The organism is Limnothrix sp. FACHB-406 (genome assembly GCF_014698235.1).
GTDB lineage: Bacteria > Cyanobacteriota > Cyanobacteriia > CACIAM-69d > CACIAM-69d > CACIAM-69d.
Genome location: NZ_JACJSP010000001.1, coordinates 163,562 through 180,945, shown reverse-complemented (window position 1 = coordinate 180,945; position 17,384 = coordinate 163,562). Strand labels below are relative to the sequence as shown.

The following is a 17,384-nucleotide window of genomic DNA, read 5'->3' as shown; positions in this document are numbered from 1 at the left end:
GAATGGAAGATAAGCACCGGAACGCTTTGAGAGGCTCGCACACCGTGGTTGCAACTGTCCCCAATCCTTACGAAGACCGCACCCAATCGATCGCCCGTGAATTAATTCAAGCCACCCAAACGAAAAAAGGCTTCCTGGCCCAAATGCGCGACCAGATGAAGCTCGACGACAAGCTGATGGATTGGACCATGAGCAATCCTGGCTTGAAAGTCCAATTGTTTCGGTTCATCGACTGCCTGCCCGCGCTGCAATCGAACCCCGAAATTGCGGCTCACCTGCGGGAATATCTGACCACGGAAGAGGTGGAGCTGCCCGACTTGCTGAAGGGGTTGCTGAATTTTTCCGATCCCGGTTCGATGCCTGGTCAGGTGGCGGCGACGACGGTGAGCACGGCCGTGAAGACCTTGGCGCAAAAGTACATTTCTGGGGAGACGATCGAGCAGGCGATTCGGACGATCGAGCGGTTGCGGAAGGACAAAATGGCCTTCACCGTCGATCTGCTTGGCGAGGCGGTGATCACGGAAGTGGAGGCCCAGCAATACCTCGATCGCTATCTGGATTTGATGGAACAGTTGGCGACGGCGGCCCAGCGCTGGCCGACGATCGCCCAAATCGACGAGGCGGACGGTCAGCCCCTGCCCAAGGTGCAGGTGTCCGTGAAGCTGACGGCGTTCTATTCCCAGTTCGACCCGTTGGACGTGGCGGGATCGCAGGCGAAAACGGCCGATCGGGCGCGGGTGTTGCTGCGGCGGGCCAAGGAATTGGGCGCGGCGGTTCACTTCGACATGGAGCAATACAAATATAAGGATGCGACGCTGGCGGCGTTGAAAGCGGTGTTGATGGAGCCGGAGTTTCGCGATCGCACCGATATTGGCCTGACGTTGCAAGCCTATTTGCGCGATTCCTACGCCGATTTGCAGGGCGTGGTGGCCTGGGCAAAGGAGCGCGGCACGCCCGTGACCGTGCGGCTGGTGAAGGGAGCCTATTGGGATCAGGAAACGATCCAATCGGTGCAAAAGGATTGGCCCCAGCCGGTGTTTAACGACAAGGCGGCCACCGATGCCAACTACGAAGCGATGACCCAGTTGCTGCTGGAAAATCATGCTCACTTGTATGCGGCGCTGGGAACCCACAACGCCCGATCGGCGGCGAAGGCGATCGCGGTGGCGGAAAAGGTCGGCGCGCCCCGGCGGAATTTTGAGCTGCAAGTGCTCTACGGCATGGCGGACAAATTGGGCAAAACCCTGGCGGACAAGGGCTATCGGGTGCGGGTCTATTGCCCCTACGGCGACTTGATCCCCGGCATGGCGTACTTGATTCGGCGGCTGCTGGAGAACACGGCCAATTCGTCGTTTTTGCGCCAAAGCAGCCTCGGGGAGCGGGAACTAAACGAGCTGGCCGCCGCACCGCAGCCGAATGATGCGGCCTATGAAACGGCGGTTCCCTTTGCGAATGCGCCGGATACGGACTATTCGCGGCCCCAGTTGCGCGATCCGGCCCTGGCGGCGATCGCCCAGGTGCGATCGCAGTTGGGCCAGCTTTACCGGCCGCTGATTGCCGGTCGGCGGGTGGAAACGGCGGCCACCGTCAATTCGGAAAATCCCTCGAAGCCCCAGGAACTCATCGGCAAGGTGGGGCTGGCCAGCATTGAGCAGGCCGACGAGGCGATCGCGGCGGCCAAGGCGGCCTTCCCGGCCTGGAAAGCCACACCGGCTAAGGAACGGGCGGCGATCCTGCGCAAGGCGGCTGACCTGATGGAAGTGCGGCGGGCGGAGTTGTCGGCTTGGGTGTGCTTGGAAGTGGGCAAAGCCTTGCGCCAAGCGGATCCCGAAGTGTCCGAGGCGATCGACTTTTGCCGCTACTACGCCGACGAAATGGAGCGGCTGGAGGCGGGCGTGGCCTACGACTATCCCGGCGAAACCAACCGCTACCACTACCAACCGAAGGGGATCACGTTGGTGATTTCGCCTTGGAATTTCCCCCTGGCGATCCCGGTGGGCATGACCGTGGCTTCGCTGGTGACCGGCAATTGCACAATCCTGAAACCCGCCGAAACCTCCTCGGTAATCGCCGCCAAATTCATTGAAATTCTGGTGGAAGCGGGCATTCCCGATGGCGTGCTGCAATACGTCCCGGCGCGTGGCTCGACGGCGGGGGCGCACATGGTCAAGCACCCGGATGTGCACACGATCGTCTTCACCGGCTCCCAGGAAGTGGGCTGCTGGATCTACGCCAACGCGGCGATTTTGCAACCGGGTCAGAAGCACCTGAAGCGGGTGATCGCGGAGATGGGCGGCAAAAATGCGATCGTCGTGGATGAGAGCGCCGACCTGGATCAGGCGGTGCAGGGCGTGGTGGATTCGGCCTTTGGCTACAGCGGCCAAAAGTGCTCGGCTTGCTCCCGGGCGATCGTGCTTGCGCCGATTTACGAGGCGTTTGTGGAGCGGCTGGTGGAGGCGGTCAAGTCCCTAAACATTGGCCCGGCGGATGATCCGAGCGTCAAGGTGGGGCCGGTGATTGATGGCACGTCCCAAGCTCGCATCCGCGACTACATCGCCAAGGGCAAGGCGGAATCGACCCTGGCGATCGAGTTGCCGGCCCCCGAGGGTGGCTACTTTGTGGGGCCGACGGTGTTCCGCGATGTGCCCCCGACGGCGGCGATCGCTCAGGAGGAGATCTTTGGGCCGGTGTTGGCGGTGATTAAGGCGGAGACGTTCGAGCAAGCCCTGGCGATCGCGAACGGGACGCAATTTGCGCTCACGGGGGGTCTCTATTCGCGCACGCCGTCACACATCGATCGGGCGGCCCGGGAGTTCGAGGTGGGTAACTTATATATCAACCGGAACATCACGGGGGCGATCGTGGCGCGGCAACCGTTCGGCGGGTTCAAGCTCTCGGGGGTTGGCTCCAAGGCGGGCGGCCCGGACTATCTGTTGCAATTCCTGGAGCCGCGTGTGGTGACGGAAAACGTCCAGCGCCAAGGCTTTGCGCCAGTCGAGGGGTTTGAATAGGGGCGATCGGTCATAATCAAGTGAGGGTGCGCGGCCGCAGTGCGATCAGTCGCGCACTTCCTCAATTTCAGATACGGAGAGGATAGGCATTCAGATTATGCATAGCCCATTGCCGAATTAGGTCAACTGCTCGATTAGAAGTAACTTGCTGCAATGCTGTTCCCTATTTGGGCCGCTAGTACTGGTGGCACAGCATTACCAACTTGGGTAAACTGACGTGCCGATGTACCCATAAAAACATAGTCTTTCGGGAATGTTTGCAGAAGAGCGCATTCTCGAACACTCAACGTTCGCGGGACTTCAGGGTGCAAGTGTGATCGACCACCACCCCGTGTACCTCCTGCGATAACCGTTTTCGACGGCAATGATGGATCAAGTCTATCCACTCGCCCTAGTTGATCTCTCTGTCCATAACCTAATCGCATATATCGAAGAATCGATTCAGCTTTGTGCTCTCTTGTTTCGCTATTTGCAAGCTGACTGAGGGAATCACCCAAAACACTTCCTGCGCCAACTATTTCTTCAAAAGGAGCAGGATGTCTCAATACACCACTGGATCGGGAACCAACAATAAACAGGCGAGATCTATACTGCGGAACACCATAGTTAGCCGCATTGAGAACAAATGGTTCTTCCACACGGTAACCGTTCTGGCTCAATTCTTCAATCATCGTCTTGAGTTGAGTTCCACCATCAATGTCTCTTAGTCCTGTCACATTTTCAATCACAAAAGATCTTGGGCGAAATGCTATAATGAGTTGCAAAAAGTCAAAAAGTAGATTTCCATTCGTTTCATTTAAAAATCCTATTCTTTTGAAGTTTTCATCGGATCTCGAGAACCGTTGATTCGCTGCAATGGAAAATGGTTGACATGGAGGCCCGCCAACAAATAGCCCCTCAAATGGTGTAGATATTATTTGCCCAAGTGTCTCAGTAATTTCTTCAAAGTTAGAAACATCACCAGAGTGCGTTGGGGGACCAAATATATTCCATTGTGGACGGTTACGACGGAGTGTTTTACAAAAGATTTCATTCAACTCAAATGCAGCTAGATGACTATATCCAGAAGCTTCTAACCCCAAGTCCATCCCACCACAACCGGTAAAAAAACTTACTACTGGAACACCTTGAGCTAGAGGGCGCACTTCTTGTAAGTCCAGCGGATGACATCCTGTCCAAGTTTTAGCTTTCGATGTTTCATAGATTAGATCTTCATACGTCCACCCTACATCCTTCAAAACATCAGCAAGGGGAATTTTGGTGTCAACAGATTTTTCGAGCAGCTTAAGCTGTTTTTGAAAAACTAGAGAGTTAGTTGGACTAAGAAGTATTTGATTCATGACACTATCCAGCTATCCAACCAGTAAAGCGATTTTTCATTCTTTGATAAACATCACGGGCTTCCTTGGTGTCTTTGAAATCTATTTTTTCATTTTCGTCAAGCCAAGTATCGTAAAACCTATGAATTGCACGATGACAGTTTGGACAAACTGGGACAACGTCCTCAAAGGTTGTTCCGTGATTCTCAACTCGCGTTCCTGAAGAGAGGGGTAAGAGATGGTGGAGGTCTAAGATCCGTGTTGTCCAAGGATATGTTTTTGTGGTATCTAGACGACAGACATCACAAATCGGGGAAGGATATATCGAAAAAAATTCTTTCCGAAGTCGCTTGTTCCGCTCAATTATAACATGCGTTTTCTTGACTTTACTGCCTTCTATAAAACCACTTTCCACAATTTCTTCAATAGTTGTACTTGGGTAATCAAAAACAATATTTGTGCTGCCATCTTTAAAAAAGCTAGCCAATCGTTGTATTTCTGCCTCTTTGTTATTCGCGCGAGGGCCTGGAATTGCAAATAAATCTTGGAAAATATTAATTGCATCTTCTTGGTTGAGAGTCACGATTATTTCGTTATCTTTTATGTATAGATATGAAATTTGTGAGATAACCTTAAGGCTTTCCTTTGCTTGTCGTTTTATTTCACTAGGCACAGATTTGCCATAGCCTTCATACAAGGAATCAGCTCCCATGATTGCAATAAACTGCTCATCACTTTCTGTGCCATCGAAATTGCTTTCTCTGTAAGCACCAATGATTTCATCCAAGCTAGTTATTGATTCTTTTCCAATGGCAACTTTAGCCAGGAGATATTTGAGAGAGAATAGTAACGGATAGCGAAAATTTTCATCAGGAGACCATTTTTTTGATGCAGGAGAAGGTTCAGTGAATGCACTGATTAGGAAATGAAAGTATTCGTCGCAGGTAACCAATCCGTCTCTAGATAGAATCCTGGCTACAGGTGTAGGTTGAGCGATTCCATCAATTTCACTAACAAGAAGACAGAGCTTTAGAGTACGGGCATAGTTGCGCCATGGACTATGCGTTTCTGGTGCTCGAAAAGCGAGTCCCGTTACATTATGAAGCTGATCACGACTTACCGTTTTGAAGTTATTGTTTTGAACGAAGCCTGCTATCTGCCGAAGAGCGTCAAATTGAAAGTAATTCAAACGTCCCTGATCCCAGTGCCACATTCAATCTTATCTCCGAAAATTAAAAACAAAAAACCACTAAACCATACTAAAATTTATCAAAAAAGTCAAGTTACCATGCTAAGTTAATCAGGTGAGCTAACAGACAGATCGTCTGAATTATAGATGAAACGATTGCTTTGGCTCAGTCTTGCGCGACGACTTTCGCCCCGACAGCGACATCGATGTTTTAGTCAGCTTTGCCCCCACCGCTCAACGGGGACTCACGGAAACCCTGCAAATCCGTGATGAACTAGGAGCACTATTCAGCCGTCCCGTTGACTTGTTGGTAAAAGCCGCGATCGAGCGGAGCGACAACTGGTTACGCCGCCAAAACATCCTCAACACAGCACGAGTGATTTACCGTTCACCCCAATTTTGAGGGTTGACCATGACAGCCTCCCCGATCGCCCAAAACTCAACCGATCAAGACGCGGTACTGATGCGATCGCTGGCTGGGCAATCACGCCATCCTCACCTGGCTCAAATCGCGATCGCCCTGCGCGACACCCTGGTCAAGATTTACGGCGATCGCCTAGCCCACCTCATTCTTTTTGGTTCCCAAGCCCGAGGCGATGCCAAACCAGACTCCGATCTCGATTTGCTGATTGTTCTGCGCGACCAGAACGCCAAAATCGATCGCCTCCAAGAACAAGAACGAACCCAGTTCATCACTGATCTTTGTCTAGACTATGAATTGGTCATCTGCCCCATTTTCTGGCTAGAGCATCAGCTAGATTGGGAACACCATCCACTCCTACAAAATATCAAAGCTGACGGAATTTCACTGATCAATGTCTAGCGAGATTATTGACCGAATTCAAAAAGCCTGTGATAGCCTACGCGCAGCCCAATTGTTGCTAGGCGAAGGTCTTCCAGATTTTGCAATGTCAAGAGCCTACTACACAATGTTCTACGTTGCAGAAGCCTTTCTAATTTCTCGGAATTTCCGATTTTCTAGCCACTCAGCGACTATTAGTGCCTTTGGGCGCGAGTTCATTAAACCCAAAGAATTACCCGTTGAATTTCATCAGTTTTTATTGCAAGCATTTCAGTCTCGGGCGATCGGAGATTATGGCGCTTGTGGCTCAATTGAAATCGAAGAAGCACAAATTCATATTGAGCGTGCGCAAAAGTTCATTGATTTAGCAAACAATTATTTTCAGGTTGAACCCGATCCAGATAAGTAACAAGAGTCTTGCACTTAGTCTACAAAACTTCTAGAAGACACGCACCGCCTCCTGTAGCACAATATCTTTCAGGTAGGGGCGCAGCGACTGTGACGATGCCAACCTCCCCGATCGCCCAGGAACTCACCGATTAAAATACGAAGTAGATTAGCCGTCAGAAAAAATGACGATTACAGCCAGCACAGCAAGAAATCGATCATGCCCGCCAAAGATATTTTCCATAATTGCGTCAAAAATTCTCTAGTCAAAGCAGGCTGGACAATCACCCATGATCCCTTTCGGATTCGATTAACACGCAAAAACCTCTTCGTTGACCTCGGTGCCGAGCGCTTAATTGCAGCCGATCGGGGCACAGAAAAAATCGCCGTTGAAATCAAAAGCTTCACCCGCGCCTCCGACATCAAAGATTTAGAAGATGCCCTCGGTCAATTTATTCTTTATGAACGACTCCTCTTCCGCTACGCTCCCGAAAGAACCCTTTATTTAGCTGTCACCCATTCGGTCTACAAGACTGTTTTTGAAGAAGAAGCTGGCCAAATACTGCTTGAAGATAAATTAATTCGCTTGCTGACATTCGACCCTAACCAGGAGGTTATTAAGCAATGGATTTCAACTTAGACACCGACCAATCAATCATTCAGAAACTCTTCAATAGCTACATTGAATTCTTAGGAACCAGTGATGATGTTCAGCTAGAAACAATCATCGATACTCAGAACCACCATTATCTGTTGGTTGAAGTTGGCTGGCACAATGGACGACGCATCTATGGCACGCTTCTACACATTGACATCATTGATCAGAAGCTTTGGATTCAACAGGATGGAACAGAAGAAGGAATCGCCGATGAACTAGTCGCTTTAGGAATTCCCAAAAATCGCATTGTTCTAGGATTTAAACCCAGCGATCGCCGTCAAATCACTGAATTTGCTGTTTCCTAAACCGCTTGTCGGAACCATCACTCAGCACTGTCCGAAACACCCAATCTGGAGCGTTGACCATGCCAGCCTCCCTGCCCCAATCAACCATTCAGCTAGAATCGATCAACCACTCATCCAGCATCATTCTTGATTATTGGCAGCGCGGAACCTGGGAAGAATTCATCGCGATCGCCCAACAAACCAACCCCGATAATTGTCAGAATTCGCGAGGCTACTACTACAACGGCTGGATGCGCCTGGAACCCACTCGATCGGGTGCGGATCAAGCACGTAGCCATGCCATGGTTGCCAGCCTGGTCGGCTTGTACGCAGCCCTTGCACCAATGAAGCTGGCGGACTACGTGAATCCCATTATTCAACGGTGTCAACAACAGCAAGCACAACCACACCTAGCGTTTTATATCGATCGCGACCTTAAAGACCTACCAACTGGCAACGTACCGATCGACCTCGATCGCTTTGATCCGCCCTCCCTCGTGGTGGAAGTTGGCGCAAGCAGTTTTGCCGATGATGTGGGCATGAAACGGCTGCTATATGAGCGGCTTGGCGTGGCGGAATATTGGGTGGTGAACGTCGAAGCGCGATCGATCATTGGATTTGCGATCGCCGATCGGGGCAGCCGAGAAATTCAAGTCTCCCAAGTGTTGCCCGGTTTAGAATTGTCGATCATCACCGAAGCGCTGCAACGGCTCGATCGCGAAGATGACGGACAAATCACCCGCTGGCTAATCGATCAATTCCAGGAGAAATCTTGAGTCAAAATGCCAAAGTTATCGATTCCTTACTTGGTCATCTGCCCCATTTTCTGGCTAGAGCATCAGCTAGATTGGGAACACCATCCACTCCTGCAAAATATCCAACAAAATATCAAAGCCGACGGAATTCCACTGATCAATTAAGGTGCATTTTCCCAATCGGGAGAAAGGGCACGGAAATTAAAGAAGTCAGCACGGGGATGACAACGAATGCAGGTGCTGAGTTGAACGGGGTCTGGTAGCTGAACGCGGGGGTGCAAAGCCTTGAAAGTGGTGGTTCTGCCAACGCGGTAGTTAATTTGTTCGTTGTTTTCGGCGGGGCGTGAATATTCTTTCAAATAGTTCCAAATGATTTGGAGGCTGGGATCTCGGGGTGTTTCAATGGTGGTTCCGTAGTGGTCGCGATCGCGAATCAGATTTCGCCAAACCTGACTGGGCATCAATCCTGGGGGCACGCCGATATGGCAGGAGGCGCAATTTTCCAGGTACAGTTCTCGCCCCAGCGTGAAAGAGGGCGCAACGCGATCGATGTCGCCGTTGGGGTCGATGAGCACCGATCGCTCGGCTTGGGCGATGACCAATTGGCCAGAATCCGCGATCGGGAGCGAACTCGGCGTGATCGCCCGGGCCAGCCCGACCCCAAACAGCATGGCCAGCAGTGCCAGCAGGAGCGCAATCCCCCAGGATGCACGCCGAGATCGGATGAGATGCCCAAATTTGCTGTCTGCCATGCCCGATGGTTGCCGTGAAGGATTTAGAGGAAAGAAATGGGTGGGAGCTAGTCCACGGGAATCGTTTGCAGGAGCCGATCAACCACGGTGCGGGCGTTTTTGCCCCCAGCGGGAATCAGACGGTGCGCCAAAACCGAGAGCGCCAATTGTTTCACGTCATCGGGCAAAATATAATCCCGATTTTGCAAGAAGGCGAGGGCTTGGGCGGAACGTTGCATGGCAACCGCGCCCCGGGGACTGACTCCAAGGGTGATTTCGTCATCTTGGCGGGTCGATCGCACCAGGCGCAAGATATAGTCCTGGACTGCGGCGGAAACCTGCACTTGGCGACAGGCTTTTTGCAGTTCCCGCACCGACTCCAGCGTAATGCAGGGTTGCAAATCTTGGTCGATCGCCCCCATCTGGTGTCGCTGCAACATCCGCAGTTCATCTTCCGCCGACGGATAGCCTAGGGAAAAGGACAGGGCAAAGCGATCCATTTGGGCTTCCGGCAGCGGAAATGTCCCTTGATACTCGATCGGGTTTTGGGTCGCAATCACAAAAAACGGCTCCGGCACGGGCCGCGACAACCCATCTAAGGTCACCTGCCGCTCTTCCATCACTTCCAACAACGCCGCTTGGGTGCGCGGTGTGGCCCGGTTAATTTCATCGGCCAACAGCACATTGCTGAAAGCGGGCCCCGCCACAAACTCGAATTGCCCCTTTTGGGGATTCCAAATATTAGTACCGGTCACGTCGGCGGGCAACAGGTCGGGGGTGCATTGCAAGCGCTGGAACTTGCCATCAATCGATCGCGCTAGGGACTTGGCCAACAGCGTTTTGCCCACCCCGGGCACATCCTCCAACAGCGCATGGCCACCCCCCAGCAGCGCCACCAACACAAGCTGAATCGCCCCATCTTTGCCAACGATCGCCCGTTGGAGATTGTTCTGAAGTGCTTGCAGTGCCTGTTTGTGCGACTCGATCGTCGGCGAACTTTCACCCATAATTCAATCCTAAAATTTGGCCGAATTGGGCCGAACTTGGCAACGCCAGCTCCAGAGCTTCCGCCCTGAGGGTGCAACCCCAAGGACATGGCCCCAAGCCATCGGCAAGCCATGAAACTGTCGGCCTGAAGGCGGCGGAGGGGCTGGGAAACCAAGCCTTCCGTCAGCTTAACTTAAGGGAACGGCAGTGAGGCGATCGCGGGCCTGTTGACGATCCTGCTCAATTTGAGTTTTCAGGTCTGCCAAAGATGCAAACCGCTGCTCCGGGCGCAGAAAATCAACTAACTCGATCGTCACCCATTGTCCATACAAGTCTCCTGACCAATCCAGCAGATGCACTTCCACGGTCACCGCCGCCTGTTCACCAACCGTGGGCCGCCGACCAATATTCGTGACTCCCGGCCGCAGGGAACCATCGGCCAAGGTGACCCGCACCGCATAGACCCCCAATCGGGGCAGTAGTTTTTCCGGGGGAATGGTTAAGTTGGCTGTCGGGAAGCCCAATTGCCGTCCCAGTTGTTGACCCGCTTCCACCCGTCCGGCGATCGCGTAGGGCCGGCCCAGGAGCGCTTGGGTCTTACGCACATCCCCATCCCCAAGGGCGGCCCGAATTCGGGAACTGCTGATGCGCCCTTCTTGGTCAGACATCAGCGACACGATTTTGACCGGCACGCCAAATTCGGCGGCAATTTCTCGCAGGCGATCGGCCGTTCCCGATCGACCTCGGCCAAAATGAAAGTCGGCCCCCACGGCGATCGCCCGGGCCTGCAAGCCCCGAATCAGGATCTCCACCGTAAAATCTTCGGGGGTCAAATCCGCCAGCGATCGACCAAAGGGCAAAATCACAAATTGCTCAATTCCCAGGCGATCGAGCACCTGCGCCTTCTCATCCATCGGCGTGAGCAAAGGGTGCGATCGCCCACTGAAAAACGCCTTGGGGTGGGGCGAAAAGGAAACCACCGTGCTCACCGGCATCGAACCTGGCTCAGCGGCAGAATCACTTGGGTCGATCGCCGGGCCATTCAAAATGGGCGCAATTACCCGTTGGTGACCCCGATGCACACCATCAAAATTACCGAGTGCGATCGTGGTCGGCGACAGTACCGAATCCAGTGCAGACGTGATCCAAACCAATAGGACTCTCTAAGCTCCCCGAACAACAAACTCCTGCGAGCTGCGCCCTCTAGATCGATCGACAACCTAGAGTGATGACCTAGACCGAGATCCAGGTTCATGACTCCGATGTATCACCTAGCTCAAGACCTGCTAGTTCAAAACTGGCTAGCTCAAGACTTGCTAGTTCAAAACTGGCTAGCTCAAGACCCGATCGTGGCAATCTCAGCTTAGTCCAGGTGTGCAATCTAGGGATGGCTGTCAGTCATCTAGGCGAGCACCGTCACCTCTGGGCGAATGGTCGGTTGTTCCGGTCGTCGGGGGGTCAGTTGAATCGTCATCCCCTCCATTGCAATCAACGCATGGGGGAAAGCCGCCGCCGCCTGCCGACCCATTTCATCCAAGAAGGCATCCGTGTGCAGAGGATCATGATGGAAAATGACCAACTGGTCAACATTGGCCGCCTGCGCCACCTTCACCGCCTCTTGCCAGGTGGAATGGCCCCAGCCCACCTTGCTGGTCTTAGGCGAATGGTATTCATCATCGGTATAGGTGGCATCGTAAATCAGCACATCCGCATCCTTGGCCAGGTGCAGCACGTTCTCATCCAGGCGATCGGAAAAATGTTCCGTATCGGTGACGTAAGCCACAACTCGCCCTTGCCAGGTGATGCGATAGCCCACCGCTTCGCCAGGGTGATTGAGAGACGCATTTTCCACATGCAGATCATCGATCGCGATCGTGTCTCCCACCTGCATGTCATAAAAGGCCAAATCCGCCCCCATCACTTGCAGGGGAACCGGGAAGTTGGGATGCAACATTTGGTCATTCATGCGCTGCTTAATCGTCGCCCCATTGGGCGCGGGCGCTCCATAGATGTGGAAGCGATTGCCCTTGATAAAAGCAGGCACAAAGAACGGAAAGCCTTGAATGTGGTCCCAATGACTGTGGGTGAAGAACATGTGGGCTTCAACGGGCATCTCGGCTAGCATGGATTGCCCCAAGACCCTTAACCCCGTACCACCATCAAAAATCAACCGACGATCGCCCACGCGCATTTCGACACAGGGGGTGTTACCGCCGTATTTAACCGTCTCAGGGCCGGGGCAGGGAATACTGCCACGAACACCCCAAAAGCGGATCTGGAACTGGCTGTTCGGACTGGACATGGGTAAGCGGATAAGCCAAATTTCAGTGCAGAGTGACGCTCCCCGATGCCATACAGCCTAGCGCGATCGGTCGCATGACTGGGGAAAACATTGCGGTGGGTCAGCAGATGGAGATTCAGGCGGAATTCATACGGAGCATGACCAACGATGTTTGCCGAAAGCATTGCCGAAAACAACCGACGGTCGCAGCCCGGCCCTAGGCATAGATTGCATTGCTAAGGAATGCATCTCTAGAATTTTCAGCAAGAATTCCCAGTGAGGAATCTCGGCTTGAAGCTCTAGATTGACTTTGCATTAGGCCAATTGATGCACAGGGATTCGCAAGATGCAAGGTGGTTGGACTGTCACCCAGGTAGAGTCTGGTGAAACCAAAACTAGAGTAAAGCCGCATTCGCACAGGCGAGGTGATTTAAATCAAAGCTTGTCCCGATTGCCGTCAGATTTGTAGTCTGGGATAGCATTTGGGCAATTCTAAAATTTTCATCGACCTAGAGCTTTGACCCAGATCCTCGACCCAGATCCTCGCCTCAGAGGCCAAAGCTAGTGTTGGGCCCTGAGCGGCTCCGCAACCTCTGGATCCAGATCCTGAATCCGGATGACGGATTGATCAGACAGATCAATCAGCAAGCGTGAAATTCCAGCAGCGCTGGGTGACTTCGATTTTGACCCGTTGGGCCCCGATCGTGCCAGGTTATGACCCGACAACTATATTGACCTAATCTGACTCAATTGGGCACTAACCGTTTTGACGAATCGGAACCGATGGCGGGTGGGGGTTGCCCAAGGAAGCGATCGAACCTGAACCTGTTGAACCTCCCAGCATCTTAGCTGACATTCTCCGCCGGCCTGTGAGGGAGAACACAGGCGATCGGGGCAATTTCCGCAAGGATTTAGGGTAGGTTATCCCTCGTTTCGCAGATTGGGGAACAGCGTCCGGAATCCTTAAGGCTTCCAGCGCAATTCCGACCCAGATGATTCGGGCCCAGCGCCAGCGCCAAACCTCGTGGCCCAGACTTGGCTAGGATCCCTGTGGTCAAGATCTGCCGCTAGACATCGGAGCCGTCTTTGGTTCATTCTGGGTCTGATCTGACCGGGCTTGATTGGATTTGAGGACAAGCGGAGGCTAGCCCCTACCATTGGCTTGGGCTGAGTCCACTGATCGGGGGTCATCCTGGAGTCATTGCCTGAGAGCGATGACTGGGGAGCGATGAACTTGGGGAGAACTGCTGGGGCGTGAGTCTGCCTGGGCTGTGCCTCTGTTTAAGCTTTCCTGGAGATCTCCATTTTTGATCCCTGCGCTGTTGACTGCGGGTGTGGCTGATCGTGATCCAACTGCTACTTAGTCTATTGAATTGCTCTAACCAGTGCCATTAGGAGACCATTTACCATGCGATCGCGCACTGTCCGAGAGGGGGCCGTTGGTCTGCTGGTGCTATTGGGACTGGGGCTGGTTGCGGTGCTGAGTTTGTGGCTCAGTGAAACCTATTTGGGTCGTCGTCCCTATCGTTTAATTGTTGAGTTTGCCAATGCCGATGGGCTGAAGGTTGGCTCGCCGGTTTTGTTCCGTGGCGTACCGGTTGGCAAGGTGACGGACATTCGGGCGGCTTCCAATTCGGTTGATGTGGTGATTGAGGTGGAAAATCCGGAGTTACGGATGCCTCGCCAATCCTCGGCGGAAGTTGATCGCACCGGGTTGATTGGCGAAGCATCGTTGGCCATTCGCCCCCTCAACGACAGTCGGCCAGTGCCCACAGTGGGGCCGGGGCCAGCCCAAGGGGATTGTGATTCCCAGTTGCTGCTTTGTGGGGGCGATCGCCTGGTGGGCAGCCCGCCCATTAACTATGGATCGCTGATTCGGGCGATCGTCAAAATTGCGGATTTGATTACGGATCCGACGTTTCAAGGCAAGGTCGATCGAGCCATGGGCAACCTCAACGCCACCACGGCTGAAATTCGCCAGCTCAGTCGAGATGCGGCCAGTTTGGCGCGGTCTTTGCAGCAGGAGGTGCGCACCTTTGGCAACACCGCCCGTTCGATCGCCCGCACCTCAGACACCATTAACCGCGCCACGGGCAACACCACCACGGCCATTGTCCGCACCGCCAATTCCCTGGAGCAAACCAGTACGAGCGTTAATGGGTTAATTGTCAGTAATCGGGGAAATTTGAGCCGAACGCTGACCAGCTTGGCGGAAACCAGTGCGAGCTTGCGCAATGCGTTGGGAGAGGTTGCGCCCGCCATGCGTCAGTTACGCGGTAGCAACCTGCTGCAAAATCTGGATGCGCTGACGGAAAATGCGGCCCAAACGGCGGCCAATTTGCGGGACATCACGGGGGCGATTAAAAGTCCCCAGAGTCTGTTCATGTTGCAACAAACGGTGAATTCCGCGCGATCGACCCTCCAAAATCTTGAAAAAATCACCAGTGATTTGGATGAGCTGACGGGCGATCCACAATTTCGCAGCAGCTTGCGGGTGATTATTACGGCGCTGGGGCAATTTCTGGCCACTACGCAACAGCTTGAGGAACAGGTGCAAGCGCCGGCCCCGGGGCCGGAACGGGCAACCCCGCCCGCCAATCGATCCACCAACCGGCCCGCTAACCGATCCGAGAGTGAACCGGATGCGGATGTGCGGTTTGAGCGTTAGTGGCTTGAGCGTTAGGGATTTGGGCAAGTGTTCGTGAAGAAAGCCGATCGCCCGCTTAATCTGCTTCGGGAGCCTCGTAGTCCGGGGGAAAATCCGCTGCGGGCCACAACAATCGCAGACCCATAATCGCAAACCCGATCGCGGCGGCGGCCTTCACCAAGCGGGTGGGCAAAAGTTGGGCCGTGCCCTCGCCAATCACAACCCCAATCAGGCTGGCGAACACCAGGGCGGCCGCCGTGCCCGCAAACACGGCTCGGGGCGATCGGGAACCACCACTGAGGGCGATCGCGGCCAGTTGGCTCTTGTCGCCCAACTCCGCCAAAAACACGGTGATAAAACTCAGTCCCAGTAATTGCCAGTTCATTGCCCTACCCTCCAACCATGGCTTCCCACAACAGGGAGACGGATACCATCAACAGAATTGCGCCCACGATGGTTTCCAAGGTTTTGATCGACACCCAACGAGCCAGGAGCTGACCCAACAGCACACCAACCAAACTGGTGGAAATGAGGGCGATCGTGGCCCCCAAAAACACCACCCAAGGTTGATGGGACTCAGCAGCCATCAGCAGAACAGCCACTTGCGTTTTGTCCCCAAATTCCGCCAAAAAGATGGCGATGAAGGTGGAGGCAAAGGCGCTGAGGAAATTGCTGCGGGCGCTGGTGGCGGGCGATTGGGCCGCTGATGGGCGATCGGGTTGTGCCTCGGACTGGGCCGGGGTGAGGGCAGAAGGATCAGACAAGTTCACGGGATCTCGTAACGGCGGCGGGAAACGGCGAAAACAAGGCGAAAACAAATGAGATCAGCAGAAATCAGCAAGAATTAACGCTGATTTTCACAGTGCTTTCATTTTTGATGACCCTATTCTATCGCTGATGTTGCAGATGGTTTGGGGAATTGCGGTTCAGGAATTCCAGCGGGCTGAGAACTGGATCAATGGGAGCCGGGCCATGGCCAACCGGCCCTTCAGAGGCAATTGATTTGACCAGTTCCGCCACAGCGGTGAGTTTGGTGAGTTTATGGAATGGGTGCGCTATGGTTGGGGCGATCGAGCGTTGCCGGAATTACCGAAACCGGACGGCGGCGATCGATCCAACGGGCCAACGGCCCAACAGTGGTGTGAAGGAGACAATCGAACATGTTAGTGCAGCAACAGCCGTCCCTGACTTGGTTGCAGCGCGAGCGGGCCTGGGTGGAAATTGACCTAGCGGCCCTGCGCCACAATGTGCGCCACCTGAAAACCTGGGTGGGCGATCGGGTGGAATTGTTGGCGGTGGTTAAGGCCGATGCCTATGGCCACGGGGCGGCGACCATTGCCCGATCGGCCCTAGCGGCGGGGGCCCAATGGCTGGCCGTGGCCACGATCGAGGAAGGCGGCCAACTCCGAGAAGCCAATATTGATGCACCCATTTTGGTGTTAGGCGCAGCTCACACCGCTGATCAGATCAAGGCGCTGCTGCATTGGAAACTGCAACCCACCCTCTGCACCTTGCAACAGAGTTTCACCTTTGCGGAGGTGCTGAAATCCTTAGGGCGATCGCTGCCGGTACACCTCAACATCGACACAGGCATGGCCCGGCTGGGAACCCGCTGGATGGAAGCCGCTGATTGGGCCCAATGGGTTGCCCAAGCGCCGCCCCTGCGCCTGGCCAGTTTGTATTCCCACTTCGCCACGGCCGATGAACCGGATCCCACGGTGATGCGGCTGCAATATCAGCGATTTCAGGGATTTTTGCAGGATTTTTCCGAACGGGCCCGATCGAGCGGCCTGACCCTGCCCAAAATTCACATGGCCAATTCCGCCGCCCTACTGGCCGATCAGGCTTACCACTTCGATCGGGTGCGGGCTGGCCTGGCGCTTTATGGCTTGGCCCCCGCACCACACCTGGCCGGTATTTTGCCCCTGCGGCCGGTGATGAGCATCCGGGCCCGCATCACCCAACTGAAGACGATCGAACCCGGGGAGGGGGTGAGCTATGGCCATCGTTACGTGGCCCAGCGGCCCACCCGGGTGGCCGTGGTCGGAATTGGTTATGCCGATGGAGTGCCGCGCAACCTGTCTAACCAAATGCAGGTTTTGATTCGCGGGCGATCGGTTCCGCAGATTGGGTCAATCACCATGGATCAGTTGATGTTGGATGTGACAGACTTTCCCGGCGATCTGATGCCGGGTGAAGTGGTCACCCTGTTGGGAGAGGATGCCGGCCAGCAAATTCGGGCAGAAGATTGGGCCGATCGCCTGGGAACCATCTCTTGGGAAATCCTTTGCGGCTTTAAGCATCGCCTACCCAGGATTACGGTTAATGATTAA

At 54.0% G+C, this 17,384-nt stretch carries 17 protein-coding genes and 1 pseudogene; 10 read left to right on the top strand and 8 right to left on the bottom strand.

From position 1 onward, the window contains the following. The first annotated feature begins 2 nt into the window (after window positions 1-2). Complete coding sequence (pruA, locus tag H6G53_RS00725; RefSeq protein ID WP_190530612.1) at window positions 3-3,011, top strand: L-glutamate gamma-semialdehyde dehydrogenase; 3,009 nt, start codon at window positions 3-5, stop codon at window positions 3,009-3,011. Between the two features lie 134 nt (window positions 3,012-3,145). Here the strand turns inward: pruA and H6G53_RS00720 are convergent, their stop codons facing one another. Both H6G53_RS00720 and H6G53_RS00715 read right to left on the bottom strand, forming a co-directional pair. Then, the gene (locus H6G53_RS00720) at window positions 3,146-4,351 is read right to left on the bottom strand and encodes a DNA cytosine methyltransferase (RefSeq protein ID WP_190530611.1); all 1,206 of its coding nucleotides are present in this window, start codon (window positions 4,349-4,351) and stop codon (window positions 3,146-3,148) included. A 4-nt stretch (window positions 4,352-4,355) separates the two neighbouring features. Next, window positions 4,356-5,543: an HNH endonuclease gene (locus H6G53_RS00715; RefSeq protein ID WP_190530610.1), complete on the bottom strand. Its 1,188-nt coding sequence runs from the start codon at window positions 5,541-5,543 to the stop codon at window positions 4,356-4,358. Between the two features lie 136 nt (window positions 5,544-5,679). Here H6G53_RS00715 and H6G53_RS00710 point away from each other — a divergent pair. The 6 genes and pseudogenes from H6G53_RS00710 to H6G53_RS00685 all read left to right on the top strand — a co-directional run. Next, window positions 5,680-5,922 (top strand): annotated as a pseudogene (locus tag H6G53_RS00710) (nucleotidyltransferase family protein); the annotation flags it as partial. Between the two features lie 9 nt (window positions 5,923-5,931). Next, window positions 5,932-6,342 (top strand): nucleotidyltransferase domain-containing protein, encoded by a 411-nt coding sequence (locus H6G53_RS00705; RefSeq protein ID WP_199309075.1) that lies wholly within the window; start codon window positions 5,932-5,934, stop codon window positions 6,340-6,342. Further along, window positions 6,335-6,730 carry a HEPN domain-containing protein gene (locus tag H6G53_RS00700; RefSeq protein ID WP_190530608.1) on the top strand — a complete coding sequence of 132 codons (396 nt, stop codon included), beginning with the start codon at window positions 6,335-6,337 and terminating at the stop codon, window positions 6,728-6,730. The genes H6G53_RS00705 and H6G53_RS00700 overlap by 8 nt, the downstream gene beginning before the upstream one ends. Window positions 6,731-6,928: 198 nt before the next feature. After that, a complete protein-coding gene (locus H6G53_RS00695; RefSeq protein WP_190530607.1) occupies window positions 6,929-7,348 on the top strand; it encodes an element excision factor XisH family protein in 420 nt (139 codons plus the stop codon). After that, entirely contained in the window at window positions 7,333-7,671 is a 339-nt protein-coding gene (locus H6G53_RS00690) for a XisI protein (RefSeq protein WP_190530606.1), read from the top strand. Before H6G53_RS00695 ends, H6G53_RS00690 begins: the two co-directional genes overlap by 16 nt. A gap of 59 nt (window positions 7,672-7,730) precedes the next feature. Then, window positions 7,731-8,426, top strand: coding sequence for a Uma2 family endonuclease (locus H6G53_RS00685; protein ID WP_190530605.1), 696 nt, complete (start codon window positions 7,731-7,733; stop codon window positions 8,424-8,426). A 140-nt stretch (window positions 8,427-8,566) separates the two neighbouring features. Here the strand turns inward: H6G53_RS00685 and H6G53_RS00680 are convergent, their stop codons facing one another. The 4 genes from H6G53_RS00680 to H6G53_RS00665 all read right to left on the bottom strand — a co-directional run bounded on the left by H6G53_RS00680 (window position 8,567) and on the right by H6G53_RS00665 (window position 12,425). Beyond that, the gene (locus H6G53_RS00680; protein ID WP_190530604.1) at window positions 8,567-9,157 is read right to left on the bottom strand and encodes a diheme cytochrome C; all 591 of its coding nucleotides are present in this window, start codon (window positions 9,155-9,157) and stop codon (window positions 8,567-8,569) included. 47 nt (window positions 9,158-9,204) lie between these two features. Continuing rightward, complete coding sequence (locus H6G53_RS00675; RefSeq protein ID WP_190355069.1) at window positions 9,205-10,143, bottom strand: MoxR family ATPase; 939 nt, start codon at window positions 10,141-10,143, stop codon at window positions 9,205-9,207. A gap of 168 nt (window positions 10,144-10,311) precedes the next feature. Beyond that, window positions 10,312-11,277, bottom strand: coding sequence for a bifunctional riboflavin kinase/FAD synthetase (locus tag H6G53_RS00670; RefSeq protein ID WP_190530603.1), 966 nt, complete (start codon window positions 11,275-11,277; stop codon window positions 10,312-10,314). 248 nt (window positions 11,278-11,525) lie between these two features. Then, window positions 11,526-12,425: an MBL fold metallo-hydrolase gene (locus tag H6G53_RS00665; protein WP_190530602.1), complete on the bottom strand. Its 900-nt coding sequence runs from the start codon at window positions 12,423-12,425 to the stop codon at window positions 11,526-11,528. A 1,387-nt stretch (window positions 12,426-13,812) separates the two neighbouring features. Between H6G53_RS00665 and H6G53_RS00660 the strand changes: the two genes are divergently transcribed. After that, window positions 13,813-15,072, top strand: a complete 1,260-nt coding sequence (locus H6G53_RS00660; protein WP_190530601.1) for an MlaD family protein — start codon at window positions 13,813-13,815, stop codon at window positions 15,070-15,072. 55 nt (window positions 15,073-15,127) lie between these two features. On the opposite strand, the gene H6G53_RS00655 is transcribed toward H6G53_RS00660, so the two are convergent. Next, complete coding sequence (locus H6G53_RS00655) at window positions 15,128-15,436, bottom strand: TMEM165/GDT1 family protein (RefSeq protein WP_099531929.1); 309 nt, start codon at window positions 15,434-15,436, stop codon at window positions 15,128-15,130. Window positions 15,437-15,440: 4 nt separating this feature from the next. Next, window positions 15,441-15,821: a TMEM165/GDT1 family protein gene (locus tag H6G53_RS00650; protein ID WP_190528402.1), complete on the bottom strand. Its 381-nt coding sequence runs from the start codon at window positions 15,819-15,821 to the stop codon at window positions 15,441-15,443. Window positions 15,822-16,092: 271 nt separating this feature from the next. Between H6G53_RS00650 and H6G53_RS18880 the strand changes: the two genes are divergently transcribed. Continuing rightward, window positions 16,093-16,218, top strand: coding sequence for a hypothetical protein (locus H6G53_RS18880; RefSeq protein ID WP_255512329.1), 126 nt, complete (start codon window positions 16,093-16,095; stop codon window positions 16,216-16,218). After that, entirely contained in the window at window positions 16,212-17,384 is a 1,173-nt protein-coding gene (gene alr / locus H6G53_RS00645; RefSeq protein ID WP_099531927.1) for an alanine racemase, read from the top strand. Before H6G53_RS18880 ends, alr begins: the two co-directional genes overlap by 7 nt.